Here is an 11,612-nt window from a genome sequence, read left to right as displayed (position 1 = left end):
ACTCCTCGCGCTCACTGGTACGACCGCCGCTTGTCCGGCGGGGGGATCTCCGCACCCTTGTACTCGACGGGGACGCCGCCCAGCGGGTAGTCCTTGCGCTGCGGGTGCCCCTCCCAGTCGTCCGGCATGAGGATCCGGGTCAGGGCGGGGTGGCCGTCGAAGACGACGCCGAACATGTCGTACGTCTCCCGCTCCTGCCAGTCGGCGGTCGGGTAGACGGCGGTGACGCTCGGGACGTGCGGCTCCTCGACGGAGACCGCCACCTCCAGCCGGACCATGCGCCGGTAGGTCATCGAGGTGAGCTGGTAGACCACGTGCAGGCGGCGCTCCTGCGCGCCCAGGTAGTCCACACCGGACACCGACGAGAGCAGCTCGAAACGCAGCGCGAGGTCGTCGCGCATCACCTGGCAGACCTCGGCGATCCGCTCCGGGCGGACGTGCAGGGTCAGCTCGCCCCGGTCGACCACGACCTTCTCGATCGCGTCGCCGAAGTCCGGGTACGCCTCCTCCAGCGCGTCCCGCACCTCGTCGAAGTAGCTCCCGTACGGCCGGGCCGCCTCCTCGATGGGCTTACGCTGGCGGACCAGGCCGCCGTAGCCGGAGACGTCACCGGTGCCCTGGTTGCCGAACATGCCCCGGCCGGCCGGGCTGGCCGGCGGGTACTCCGCCGGGGCGGTGGAGCTGGCACCGACCGGGGTGGTGGGTACCGGTACCCCGCCGTCGTTGTTCTTGTCGTTACTCATTTCGGGCCCCTATGCGACGCCTGAAGGTGGTTCTGCGCCTTCATCCAGTTCTCGATCCGCAGCTGCTCCTCACGCCCCTCGCGGACCGCCTTCGTCCACTCGGCACGCCGGGCCTTGTCGCTGCGGTACGACGAGGGCATCGAGCCGTACGGCACCACCGGCACGTCGCCGCGCGCCTGGCGGGCCTCCAGCATCTTGCGGCCGTTCGGGCCCAGCGGCTCGTGCATGATCTTCTCGCGCAGCTTGAGCACCGCGTCGATGAGCATCTCCGGCCGGGGCGGGCAGCCGGGGAGGTACATGTCGACCGGTACGACGTGGTCGACGCCCTGCACGATGGCGTAGTTGTTGAACATGCCGCCGCTGCTGGCGCAGACGCCCATCGAGATGACCCAGCGGGGCTCGGCCATCTGGTCGTAGATCTGGCGCAGGACCGGGGCCATCTTCTGGCTCACCCGGCCGGCCACGATCATCAGGTCCGCCTGGCGGGGCGAGGCGCGGAAGACCTCCATGCCCCAGCGGCCCATGTCGTAGTGCGGGCCGCCCGCCGCCATCATCTCGATGGCGCAGCAGGCCAGACCGAACGTGGCGCCCCAGACCGAGGTCTTCCGCGTCCAGTTGACCAGCTTCTCGACGCTGGTGAGCAGGACGCCGGAGGGGAGCTTCTCCTCGATGCCCATCTGCTACCTCCTCAGTCCCAGTCCAGGCCGCCGCGACGCCACACATAGGCGTACGCGACGAAGACCGCGACGATGAACAGGACCATCTCCACGAAGCCGAAGATCGGCAGGGCGTCGAAGGAGACCGCCCAGGGGTAGAGGAAGATGATCTCGATGTCGAAGACGATGAAGAGCATCGCCGTCAGGTAGAACTTGATCGGGAACCGGCCGCCGCCGACCGGCTGCGGGCTCGGCTCGATGCCACACTCGTACGCCTCGAGCTTGGCCTTGTTCAGACGCCGCGGGCCGGCGAGTCGGGCAGCGGCCACGGAGAACAGCGCGAACGCCGCAGCGAGGGCGAACAGCCCGATGATGGGTGCGTAAGGAGAGAGCGTCATCGTTGTCCCCTGCTCGTCCTTCCCTGACCTCGGTGGTTGGCCAAAATCACACTATTCACGTCCCTCACGACCTCGGTCGGCGGGGGTCGATCTCTGTCCGGCCCGTGGGCGTTCCGCCTCGGGCCGGTCGTCTTCTACACGGCCGGAGCCACCTTCGTCATCGCGTTGATGACCCGGTCCATCGCGTCCCCGCCGCGCGGGTCGGTCAGGTTGGCCAGCAGCTTGAGCACGAAGCGCATGAGCATCGGGTGCGGCATGCCGTGCTTGGTCGCCATCCGCATGATCTCGGGGCGGCCGATGAGCTTCACGAAGACGCCGCCGAGCCGGTAGTAGCCGCCGAAGCGGGCCTTCAGCTCCTGCGGGTACGCCATCAGCGCCCGCTCCCGCTCCGCGCCGGCCGGGCGGGCCAGCGCCTGCACCACGACCTCCGCGGCCATCTCGCCCGACTCCATCGCGTACGCGATGCCCTCGCCGTTGAACGGGTTGACCATGCCGCCGGAGTCACCGACGAGCAGCACGCCGCGGGTGTAGTGCGGGACGCGGTTGAAGCCCATCGGCAGCGCGGCGCCGAGGATCGGACCCTCCGCGTTGGACTCGTCGGTCATCCCCCAGTCCTCGGGGGTGTTCGCGAGCCAGTCGGTGAGCAGCTTGCGGTAGTTCGTCTTGCCGAACGCCGAGGAGGAGTTCAGCACGCCCAGGCCGACGTTCACCCGGCCGTCGCCGAGGCCGAAGATCCAGCCGTAGCCGGGCAGCAACGCGTCGCTGCCCTTGGCCCGCAGCTCCAGCCAGGACTCCAGGTAGTCGTCGTCGTGCTTGGCGGGCGAGCGGTAGTAGCGGCGGACGGCCACGCCGATCGGGCGGTCCTCTCGCTTGGCGAGCCCGAGCGCGAGCGGGAAGCGGCCGGAGACGCCGTCGGCGGCGACCACGAGCGGCGCGTGGAACGTGGCGGGTTCCTTGTCCGGGCCGACCTCGGCCTGCACGCCGATCACCCGGTCGTCGGCGCCGAGCACCGGGCCGAGGACGTTGACGCTGGTCTGCAGCTTCGCCCCGGCGGCGACCGCACGCTGGGCGAGCAGGTCGTCGAAGTCGAGCCGGGTGCGCACCAGGCCGTAGTTGGGGAAGCTGGCCAGGTCGGGCCAGTCCAGTTCCAGGCGTATGCCGCCGCCGATCACCCGCAGGCCCTTGTTGTGCAGCCAGCCCGCCTCGGGCGAGGTGTCCACGCCCATCCGGATCAGCTGCCGTACGGCGCGGGGCGTGAGCCCGTCACCGCAGACCTTCTCCCGGGGAAACTCCGTCTTCTCCAGCAGCAGCACGCGTACGCCGTGCCGCGCCAGGTGGTACGCCGTGGCCGATCCTCCGGGACCGGCGCCCACGACGATGACGTCGGCGTCGTTCTCCACCGCGGTCATCCGCGCCTCCTCCCGCATGCTCGTGAAATGCTTCACAAGCCGATCCGGTTGGAGTCTATGACCGGCGTTACACCAGTACGCGCTGAGGGGGGCCTAACTTCGCGGAAACGCGCCGGTAAGAGCGTCGAGACCGGTCAGGGGCGCGCCTGCGCGGCCGGTCCGAGCCCGGCGTCGAGGCGGATGGCCTCGGGCAGGTGGTCGCGCAACGCGCCACCGGCGGCCCGGTCCAGCGCGGCGAGCACCTCGGCGACGACCTGCCGGACATCGGCGGGATCCGCGCCGGCCAGCTCGCGGAGCTGCGCGATCAGCTCGGCGGCGTCGTCGTCGGTGGCGGCCTGGTCTGGTCCCGTCATGGGGGCGAGCCTACGGGACAAAGTAGACCAAAATCGGATATTCACGAAATGACCAGCTTCCGCTGGTCGGACGGTCAGTTTCGGACGGCCCGGTGCAGCGCCACGACGCCGCCGGTCAGGTTGCGCCACGCCACCCGGCCCCAGCCGGCCGCGCCGATCCGCGCGGCCAGCGCCGCCTGGTCCGGCCAGGCCCGGATCGACTCCGCCAGGTAGACGTAGGCGTCCGGGTTGCTCGACACCGCGCGGGCCACCGCCGGCAACGACCGCATCAGGTACGACAGGTAGACGGTGCGGAACGCCGGGTTCACCGGAGTGCTGAACTCGCAGACCACCAGCCGCCCGCCCGGCCGAGTCACCCGGGCCAGTTCGGCCAGCGCCGCGTCGGTGTCGTTGACGTTGCGCAGCGCGAAGGAGATGGTCACCGCGTCGAAGCTGGCGTCGGCGAACGGCAGCCGCAGCGCGTCCCCGGCCAGCAGCGGCACCGCCGGGCGGGTGCGCTTGCCCGCGTACAGCATGCCCAGCGACAGGTCCGCGCCGACCGCGTACGCCCCGGAGTGGGCCAGTTCCTCGGTCGACACACCGGTGCCGGCGCCCACGTCCAGCACCCGCTCGCCCGGCCGCAACCCGAGCGCCGCCCGGGTGGCCCGCCGCCACGACCGGTCCTGCCCGAACGACAGGACGGTGTTCGTCAGGTCGTAGCGGGCCGCGACACCGTCGAACATCGCGGCGACCTCGTGCGGCTGCTTGTCCAGGCTGGCGCGCTGGCCCTGCGGGGTACGGCTCACCCCTCCACTCTGCCAGCCGCGTCGCTCCCGTCCCGCCCCGGGTACGCGACAGGGCGGGGTGGTCGTCCACCCCGCCCTGATCGCGTAACGGTTTCGCCGGTCAGTCCTCGGTGCGCTCCTCGCCCGGCGTGACGAGCACCACATTGCGACGGCGGGACAGCATCATCAGCGCCGCGCCGGCCGCGAGGACGGCCGCGCCGATTCCGCCGATCAGGCCGACCTGCATACCGGTCACCGGCAGGCCACCGTCGCCGGTGCCGCCACCCGTACCGCCACCGGCCGTCGGGGTCGGCACCGCGGTCACGCTGCCGGTCGGCGTCGGCTGGGCGGTCGGCGTCGAGGTCGGGCCGGCGGTCGGCGTCGGGCTCGGGGTCGACTGCGGGCTCTGGTCGACGAAGACGTCGAACTGGGCGGTGTTGTCACCGTCGTCGGCCTCGGAGAACGCGCGGCGCTGTGCCGAGGTGGCGGCCTTCGGCCGCTCCTCCGGCGTGCCGGAGGCCGCCTCCAGCCCGGCGGCCCAGACGAAGCCCGGCCGGAGCAGCTTCTCGGTCACGTCCGCGCCGACCTTCACCCGCACGTCGGCGGTGTAGTACTGACCGGGCTTGAGCACCGCGCCCAGGTCCTCGCAGTACGCGTTGGCGAGCCCGCCCAGGTTCTGCTCGACGCAGCCCTCGGGCAGCTCGGCGAAGGTGACGCCGGCCGGCAGCGTGATGCCGTACTTGATGCCGGTGGCGTTCTCGCTGCCGTCGTTGAACACGGCCCAGTCCAGCGGCGCGGTCTGGCCCGGCCGGACCGGGCGCAGGTTCGCCTCACCGGCGTCGTCGCCGTCGACCGCCACGTCGGCGTACACGTCCTGGACCCAGGTGGTCAGGTCGTAGCCGGGGTCGGTGACGGTGATGTCGTGGTCGACCGTGTCCAGCACGCCGGTGCCGTTCGCCGCGCTGATCGAGACCGTGAGCGTGCCGGCCGCGCCCTTGCCGCCGGTGGAGAACAGCGGGATGCCGAAGTCCTCAGTGGTCCCGGCGGGCAGGTCGCCCAGCAGGCAGGAGAAGGCGGTGCCGCGGATGTCGCAGCCGGCCGGGACCAGCACACCGACCTTGGCCTTCTTGAGGCCCTTCGTCTCGACGGTGACCCGGACGTCCTTCGCGTCCACCGTCCCGACGGTGTTGTTCACCTGGAACTTGAGCGGTTTGGCCTTGGCCTCGCTGACACCCTTGGCGAGCTGGTAGCTGAGCGGGATGAGCTGGAGGTTGGCCTTGTCGGCCGCCTGCGCCGGGCCGGCGAGCGCGCCGAGACCGGCGGTGGAGAGCAGGGCCACGACGCCGGCGCTGGCCAGCGTGGACCGGTAGCGGAAGGTCATTGTTCCCCCGGGGGTAGGGACGCGTGATCCGTGCCGAACGAACGGACGGTACCGGAGCGACGCAGCGTCACGCCAGCGTCCGACGGTGGGAATTCCCGTCGATACCGACAGACGGCAAGGGCGGGATGGTCACCCATCCCGCCCTTGCCGCGGTGCGTTATGTGAACGGCCCTCATGGGCCGATGGAGGACGACGGTCCCCGACGGACGCCGCCAGCGTAATGGCGTCGTCGGCTCACCGGGCCGTGCTCACCCGGGTCGCCGCCGACCTGTTACCTGCCTGCTCGCGGCCCGGATCGGTGGTGTCGCGCGGGCAGGCTAGCCGCCGGTGATCACGCAGGTGAAGACCCCTGACCGAAGCTTCACCGGAAACGGGCGGACCTCCGGCCGCACGACGGACGGCGACCGGCCGAACGGCCGAACCCGCTCAGTTGACCTCGACCAGCGGCAGCGACTTCCCGGCCCCGCCGCCGGGCAGGGCGATCGACGAGAAGTGCGAGACCACCCGGTCGTCGCTCGGGTCGTCGGCAGGCGTGTGGTGCACCACGAGCCGGTTGTAGAGCGTGTCCCGCTGGGCCGGGATCCGGTCGGCCGACCGGATCATGCCGATCAGCTCGTGCAGGTTGGACCGGTGCCGGGCGCCGGCCGAGGAGATGACGTTCTCCTCCAGCATGATCGAGCCGAGGTCGTCCACGCCCATGTGCAACGCGAGCTGCCCGACGTCCTTGCCGGTGGTCAGCCAGGACGCCTGCAGGTGCGGCACCGTCTCGAAGAACAGGCGGGCCACCGCGACCAGGCGCAGATATTCCAGCGTGGTCGCCTGGGTGCGGCCCTTCAGGTGGTTGTTCTCCGGCTGGTACGTCCACGGGATGAAGGCCCGGAACCCGCCGGTGCGGTCCTGCACGTCACGGATCATCCGCAGGTGCTCGATGCGCTCGGCGTTCGTCTCGCCGGTGCCCATCATCATGGTGGCCGTCGACTCCAGGCCCTGCCGGTGCGCCAGCTCCATGACCTCCAGCCAGCGGGCGCCGGACTCCTTCAGCGGCGCGATCGCCTTGCGCGGCCGGTCCGGCAGCATCTCGGCCCCGGCACCCGCGATCGAGTCCAGGCCGGCGGCCTTGATCCGGGCGATGGCCTCGTCCAGGCTCACGCCGGAGACCTTCGCCATGTGCAGGATCTCGCTCGGGCCGATCGAGTGGATCGCGAGCTGCGGGTACGCCTTCTTGACCGAGGAGAACAACTCCTCGTAGTACTCGACGCCGTAGTCCGGGTGGTGCCCGCCCTGGAGCATCACCTGGGTGGCGCCCAGCTCGACCGCCTCGCCGCAGCGGCGCAGGATCTCCTCGGTCGGGTGGGTCCAGCCCTCCTTGTGCTTGGGGGCCCGGTAGAACGCGCAGAACTTGCACGCCGTCACGCAGACGTTCGTGTAGTTGATGTTGCGGTCGATCAGGTACGTGACGATGTTGTCCGGGTAGCGGCGCCGCCGTACCGCGTCGGCCGCCTCGCCCAGCGCGTGGAAGGGCGCGTCGGTGTAGAGCAGCAGCGCCTCCTCGGGCGTGATCCGCCCGCCGTCCGCGCCGCGTTGCAGGATGTCGTCGATCTCCCGGTTCGCCGTCACACTCCCGAGCGTACGTCGCAGGCCCGACGGCGGGAAACGCCACTCCTCACGCGGTGACGAGAGACCCACCCGGTCAGGGCATGCCCGGACTGGCCACTGGCAGCCCGATCGCCTTGGCCGCCTCCAGCAGCCGCTTGTCGTACGTGACGAACGCGACGAATTCGGCCGCCGCCTGCCGGGCCAGGATCTCGGCGGTGGCGAGGTGAACGGCGTCCAGGCTGCGCAGCATCGGCTCCGGATACGCGCCCGCTGTCGCCCGGACCGTGGCGTCGATCTCGACCCGGTAGAGACGTCCCAGCACCGAGGGGACACCCACCAGCGCCTGTGGAGCGGCGCGACGCAACGCCCGTGGCACCTCCACCTCGACGAGGGCCGACGACACCAAGGCGGTGCCGGCGCGCTCGTTCAGCCAGCCGAGCAGATCCGCCGTCTCCACCTCCCGCCGCAGCATCTTGATGACCGCCGCCGAGTCGAGGTAGATCACCAGCGCTCCTCGTCGCGCGCCTCGACCAGCGCGGCCGCCGCGTCCACCGTGGGATCCCCGAGTACCGGCGGCATCGGGACCGGGCCGGTCGTGGTCGGGGCCGTGGCCCGGCCCTCGGCCACCAACCGGCCGAGAAGTGCGTCACCGGCCAGCACCGGGACGAGGCGGGCGATCGGCTCACCCCGATCGGTCACCTCGACCGTCGCACCGGCGCGCACCCGCGCCAGCACCCGGCTGGTGTGCTGATTCAGCTCCCGGACGGCGATCTGCTCCATGAGGCAAGTGTAGGACGTAACGTTCTACGCGTCACGGATGGCGGTCGACTCGAAACGCCACTGCGGGATGCGGAGCGCTGGCGCCGCCCGCCTACGCTCTCGACGTGTCAGTCGTATCGCCCCCGCCCACTCCCGTACGCGTGGCCGGCGCCCGCTCCGCCCTCTGGTCCCTCACCATGACCGCCGTGCTCGTCGGCTTCGGCCTCGCCGTGATCGCGGTCAGCGCGGTGGTCGGCCACCTCACCGTGGGCCTGCCGATCGCCGTGCCGATCTCCGTCGCCCTGGCCGGCTGTCTCGCCTTCGCGGTCGGCCTGCGCCTGCTGCACCGGGGCTGGTGGCTGACCCTCCTGTCGGTGCTGCCGGCTCTGTTCGTGCTGGTGGGCACCGTGCAGCTCGCGCCGGAGTCGGTCCTTCGGGAGCGCGGCGTCGCCCAGCAGGTGACGATCACCGACGTGCAGACCGTCGGCAAGCGGCACGAGTTCGTCCTCCAGGGCGACACCGGCCGGCTCGACGAGCCGCTGGTCTACCGGGGCAGCTCCCCCGGCTATCGGGTCGGCCAGCGACTGACAGTGGTCGTCGACCCGCGGGGCGAGGTGGAACTTGCCGACGCGCGGGACGTGGACCCGGACGGGAAGCGGGGCATGCTCGTGCTCGGCGCGGCGGGATGGACCCTGCTCGCGCTGGTCGGCGGGTGGCGCGGCCACGTCAGCCGGGCCCGTGGCCGCGCCTCCACGGCACCGCCCGTGGTGTTCTGACCGGCGGCGCCGCTAGGCGTCGTAGTCGACAGTGAGTTCGTCGGTGACCGGGCTGGACTGGCAGGTCAGCACGTAACCGGCTGCCACCTCGTCGGGCTCCAGCGCGTAGTTGCGCGCCATCGTCACCTCACCGGACGTCACCTTGGCCCGGCAGGTCGAGCACACCCCGCCCTTGCAGGCGTACGGCAACTCGCCGCGCACCCGCAGCGCCGCGTCGAGCACCCGCTCGTCCCGGCCCATCGTGAAGCTGGACGAGCGCCCGTCCAGCAGGATCGTCACCTCGGTGCCGGTCCCGGGCCGGTCGGTCTCGCGCCGCACCGGCTCCGGCGGGGCGTCGACGTGGAACAGCTCGGTGTGCACCGCCGCGTCCGGCACGCCGCGACCCGCGAGCACCGCCTTGGCGTCCACCACCATGCCGTACGGGCCGCAGAGGAACCACTCCTCGATCTCGTCACCGGGTACGACGGTGTCGAGCAGCCGGGTCAGCCGGTCGGCGTCGATCCGCCCGGACAGCAGCGCCGACTCGCCCATCTCCCGGGACAGCACGTGCACCAGGTGCAACCGGGTCGGGTAGCGGTCCTTCAGGTCGGCCAGCTCCTCGGCGAACATCACCGAGTTCGCCGTGCGGTTGCCGTACACGAGCGTGAACGTGCTGCGCGGCTCGGTGGCCAGCGCGGTCGCGGCCAGCCCGAGGACCGGGGTGATGCCGGAACCGGCGACCACCGCGCCGTACCGGCGGGCCCGGTCCGGGGTGAACGCGGAGGTGAAGTGGCCCAGCGGCGGCAGCACCTCGACGGTGTCGCCGCCGCGCAGCGCGCCGCAGGCGTACGCGGAGAACGCCCCACCCGGGACCTCACGCACCCCGACCCGCAACCGGCCGTGCCGGGCCAGCTCGTCGGGGGTGGAGCAGATCGAGTACGACCGCCGCACCTCCTCGCCGTCGCCGTCGGCCGGGCGGCGGACGGTGAGGTGCTGCCCGGCGGAGAACGCGAACGTCTCGCGCAGCGCCTCCGGTACCGCGAACGTGATCGACACCGAGTCGTCGGTGAGCCGGTCCACGGCGGCGACGGGCAGCGGGTGGAAGACCGGCCGGCGGCGCACCGGCCGGGTGATGGTGACAGTCACAGCGCCTTCAGGTGGTCGAAGGGTTCGGAACAGGACCGGCAGCGCCACAGCGCCTTGCACGCGGTGGAGCCGAAGCGGCTGATCTGGGTGGTCTCCGGCGACCCGCAGCGCGGACAGCGTACGGCGAGGGTCAGCGGCACCACCGTGTCGTCGCCGCGCGGCGCGGGTGGGGCGATGCCGGCGGCGGCGAGCTTGGCCCGGCCGGTGTCGGAGATCCAGTCGGTGCTCCACGCCGGGTGGTAGACGGTGCGGACCTCGGCGTCCGGGTGCCCGGCGGCGGCCAGCGCCCGGCGGATGTCCTCCCGGATCACATCCATCGCCGGGCAGCCGGTGTAGGTGGGGGTGATGGTGACGACGACCCGGCCGGTGTCCGGTTCCTCGTCGACAGCGCGCAGGATGCCCAGCTCGTCGATGGTGATGACCCGGATCTCCGGGTCCACCACCGCCGCCGCTGCCGCCCTGGCGTCGGTCACCAGCGCCACCCTCCGTTCGCGACTGCGGGGCTCCGCTCCGCTGCACTCCTCGCGCTCACCAGCGCGCTCCGGGGTGGGCGCGGTGCAGCACCTGCATCTCGGCGAGCAGGTAGGAGAGGTGTTCGGTGTGCAGGCCGTCCCGGCCGCCACCGGGCGCCCAGCCGGTCTCCGGCCGGGTCAGCGTGGCCTCGTCCAGCACCGCGGACACGGTGGCGTCGAAGTCGGCCCGAAGGGTGGACGGGTCGACCGGCGCCGCCGGGTCCGGGGCGAACAGCTCGTGGACGTACGGCCACACCTGGTCGACCGCGTCCTGCATGCGCCGGTGCGACTCCTCGGTGCCGTCGCCGAGCCGCTTCACCCACAGCGCGGCGTGGTCCAGGTGGTACGCCGACTCCTTGCGCGCCTTCGCCCCCACCGCCGCGAGCCGCTCGTCCGCGCAGCCGGCCAGCGCCGTGTAGAGCGGCGACTGGTATGCGGCCAGGAAGAACAGCTTCGCCATGGTCACGCCGAAGTCGCCGTTCGGTAGTTCGACCAGCAGGCAGTTGCGGAACTCGCGGTCGTCGCGCAGGTAGGCCAGGTCGTCCTCGTCGCGGCCCGCGCCCTCCAGCTCGCCGGCGTACGTGAGCAGCAGCCGCGCCGCGCCGAGCTGGTCCAGGGCGATGTTGGCGAGCGCGATGTCCTCCTCCATCTCGGGCGCGCGGGAGGTCCACTCACCGAGGCGCTGCGCCGCGATGAGCGCGTCGTCACCGACGGCGAGCGTGAAGTCGAACAGGCTCATAGGTGCGCAGCCCCTTCGGGGACCTCGTAGAAGGTGGGGTGCCGGTAGACCTTGTCGGCGGCCGGGTCGAAGAACGCGTCCTTCTCGTCCGGGCTGGACGCGGTGATCGCGCTCGCCGGCACCACCCAGATGGAGACGCCCTCCTGGCGGCGGGTGTAGAGGTCCCGGGCGTTGCGCAGGGCCATCTCGGCGTCGGGGGCGTGCAGGCTGCCGACGTGCGTGTGCGACAGGCCACGGCGCGCCCGCACGAAGACCTCCCACAGGGGAGAGGATGGGCCGCTCATGCCGTGCCGATCTGGCATGCCCTCACGGCCCTCGCTTCGCTCGGTGCGTTCGCTCATGCCGTGCCGACCTGGCATGCCCTCACGGCCCTCGCTTCGCTCGGTGCGTTCGCTCATGCC

At 71.7% G+C, this 11,612-nt stretch carries 15 protein-coding genes; 1 reads left to right on the top strand and 14 read right to left on the bottom strand.

Annotated features, from left to right (window positions below; all coding sequences use genetic code 11):
- Positions 1 to 11 precede the first annotated feature (11 nt).
- From CLT75_RS26155 to CLT75_RS26110, 10 genes are all read right to left on the bottom strand, one after another.
- Positions 12 to 743 (bottom strand): NADH-quinone oxidoreductase subunit C, encoded by a 732-nt coding sequence (locus CLT75_RS26155; RefSeq protein ID WP_135242891.1) that lies wholly within the window; start codon positions 741 to 743, stop codon positions 12 to 14.
- Positions 740 to 1,420: a NuoB/complex I 20 kDa subunit family protein gene (locus CLT75_RS26150; protein WP_013283602.1), complete on the bottom strand. Its 681-nt coding sequence runs from the start codon at positions 1,418 to 1,420 to the stop codon at positions 740 to 742. The genes CLT75_RS26155 and CLT75_RS26150 overlap by 4 nt, the downstream gene beginning before the upstream one ends.
- Positions 1,421 to 1,431: 11 nt before the next feature.
- The gene (locus tag CLT75_RS26145) at positions 1,432 to 1,797 is read right to left on the bottom strand and encodes an NADH-quinone oxidoreductase subunit A (protein WP_013283601.1); all 366 of its coding nucleotides are present in this window, start codon (positions 1,795 to 1,797) and stop codon (positions 1,432 to 1,434) included.
- 134 nt (positions 1,798 to 1,931) lie between these two features.
- Positions 1,932 to 3,206, bottom strand: a complete 1,275-nt coding sequence (locus CLT75_RS26140) for a geranylgeranyl reductase family protein (protein WP_030273587.1) — start codon at positions 3,204 to 3,206, stop codon at positions 1,932 to 1,934.
- A 134-nt stretch (positions 3,207 to 3,340) separates the two neighbouring features.
- Complete coding sequence (locus CLT75_RS26135) at positions 3,341 to 3,559, bottom strand: hypothetical protein (RefSeq protein ID WP_030273586.1); 219 nt, start codon at positions 3,557 to 3,559, stop codon at positions 3,341 to 3,343.
- Positions 3,560 to 3,633: 74 nt separating this feature from the next.
- Positions 3,634 to 4,344: a demethylmenaquinone methyltransferase gene (locus CLT75_RS26130; protein ID WP_135242890.1), complete on the bottom strand. Its 711-nt coding sequence runs from the start codon at positions 4,342 to 4,344 to the stop codon at positions 3,634 to 3,636.
- A gap of 100 nt (positions 4,345 to 4,444) precedes the next feature.
- Positions 4,445 to 5,704 (bottom strand): cell wall anchor protein, encoded by a 1,260-nt coding sequence (locus tag CLT75_RS26125; protein ID WP_135242889.1) that lies wholly within the window; start codon positions 5,702 to 5,704, stop codon positions 4,445 to 4,447.
- Positions 5,705 to 6,130: 426 nt separating this feature from the next.
- A complete protein-coding gene (gene mqnC, locus CLT75_RS26120; protein ID WP_135242888.1) occupies positions 6,131 to 7,321 on the bottom strand; it encodes a cyclic dehypoxanthinyl futalosine synthase in 1,191 nt (396 codons plus the stop codon).
- Positions 7,322 to 7,394: 73 nt separating this feature from the next.
- Positions 7,395 to 7,805, bottom strand: coding sequence for a type II toxin-antitoxin system VapC family toxin (locus CLT75_RS26115; protein WP_135242887.1), 411 nt, complete (start codon positions 7,803 to 7,805; stop codon positions 7,395 to 7,397).
- Entirely contained in the window at positions 7,802 to 8,080 is a 279-nt protein-coding gene (locus CLT75_RS26110) for a type II toxin-antitoxin system prevent-host-death family antitoxin (RefSeq protein WP_135242886.1), read from the bottom strand. The genes CLT75_RS26115 and CLT75_RS26110 overlap by 4 nt, the downstream gene beginning before the upstream one ends.
- Positions 8,081 to 8,184: 104 nt before the next feature.
- Here CLT75_RS26110 and CLT75_RS26105 point away from each other — a divergent pair, with 104 nt between their 5' ends.
- Complete coding sequence (locus tag CLT75_RS26105; protein ID WP_486485272.1) at positions 8,185 to 8,835, top strand: hypothetical protein; 651 nt, start codon at positions 8,185 to 8,187, stop codon at positions 8,833 to 8,835.
- Positions 8,836 to 8,847: 12 nt separating this feature from the next.
- Here the strand turns inward: CLT75_RS26105 and paaE are convergent, their stop codons facing one another.
- From paaE to paaB, 4 genes are read right to left on the bottom strand one after another with little or no spacing between them, the layout of a single operon-like run.
- A complete protein-coding gene (gene paaE / locus CLT75_RS26100; protein WP_135242885.1) occupies positions 8,848 to 9,960 on the bottom strand; it encodes a 1,2-phenylacetyl-CoA epoxidase subunit PaaE in 1,113 nt (370 codons plus the stop codon).
- Complete coding sequence (paaD, locus tag CLT75_RS26095; protein ID WP_135242884.1) at positions 9,957 to 10,433, bottom strand: 1,2-phenylacetyl-CoA epoxidase subunit PaaD; 477 nt, start codon at positions 10,431 to 10,433, stop codon at positions 9,957 to 9,959. Before paaD ends, paaE begins: the two co-directional genes overlap by 4 nt.
- Before the next feature lie 55 nt (positions 10,434 to 10,488).
- Positions 10,489 to 11,211 (bottom strand): 1,2-phenylacetyl-CoA epoxidase subunit PaaC, encoded by a 723-nt coding sequence (paaC, locus tag CLT75_RS26090; RefSeq protein WP_135242883.1) that lies wholly within the window; start codon positions 11,209 to 11,211, stop codon positions 10,489 to 10,491.
- On the bottom strand, positions 11,208 to 11,495 hold the full coding sequence (gene paaB, locus CLT75_RS26085) for a 1,2-phenylacetyl-CoA epoxidase subunit PaaB (protein ID WP_135244135.1): 288 nt from the start codon (positions 11,493 to 11,495) through the stop codon (positions 11,208 to 11,210). Before paaB ends, paaC begins: the two co-directional genes overlap by 4 nt.
- Positions 11,496 to 11,612 lie beyond the last annotated feature (117 nt).

Source organism: Micromonospora sp. CNZ285 (genome assembly GCF_004637285.1).
Note: the sequence above shows the minus strand (reverse complement) of the source record. Positions and strands in the feature narration are given on the sequence as shown.

What these genes read in the sequence shown, in the direction of transcription:
- CLT75_RS26155 (WP_135242891.1), bottom strand. Translation starts at nt 743, where the DNA reads ATGAGTAACGACAAGAACAACGACGGCGGGGTACCGGTACCCACCACC.
- CLT75_RS26150 (WP_013283602.1), bottom strand. Translation starts at nt 1,420, where the DNA reads ATGGGCATCGAGGAGAAGCTCCCCTCCGGCGTCCTGCTCACCAGCGTC.
- CLT75_RS26145 (WP_013283601.1), bottom strand. Translation starts at nt 1,797, where the DNA reads ATGACGCTCTCTCCTTACGCACCCATCATCGGGCTGTTCGCCCTCGCT.
- CLT75_RS26140 (WP_030273587.1), bottom strand. Translation starts at nt 3,206, where the DNA reads ATGACCGCGGTGGAGAACGACGCCGACGTCATCGTCGTGGGCGCCGGT.
- CLT75_RS26135 (WP_030273586.1), bottom strand. Translation starts at nt 3,559, where the DNA reads ATGACGGGACCAGACCAGGCCGCCACCGACGACGACGCCGCCGAGCTG.
- CLT75_RS26125 (WP_135242889.1), bottom strand. Translation starts at nt 5,704, where the DNA reads ATGACCTTCCGCTACCGGTCCACGCTGGCCAGCGCCGGCGTCGTGGCC.
- CLT75_RS26110 (WP_135242886.1), bottom strand. Translation starts at nt 8,080, where the DNA reads ATGGAGCAGATCGCCGTCCGGGAGCTGAATCAGCACACCAGCCGGGTG.
- paaC (WP_135242883.1), bottom strand. Translation starts at nt 11,211, where the DNA reads ATGAGCCTGTTCGACTTCACGCTCGCCGTCGGTGACGACGCGCTCATC.
- paaB (WP_135244135.1), bottom strand. Translation starts at nt 11,495, where the DNA reads ATGAGCGGCCCATCCTCTCCCCTGTGGGAGGTCTTCGTGCGGGCGCGC.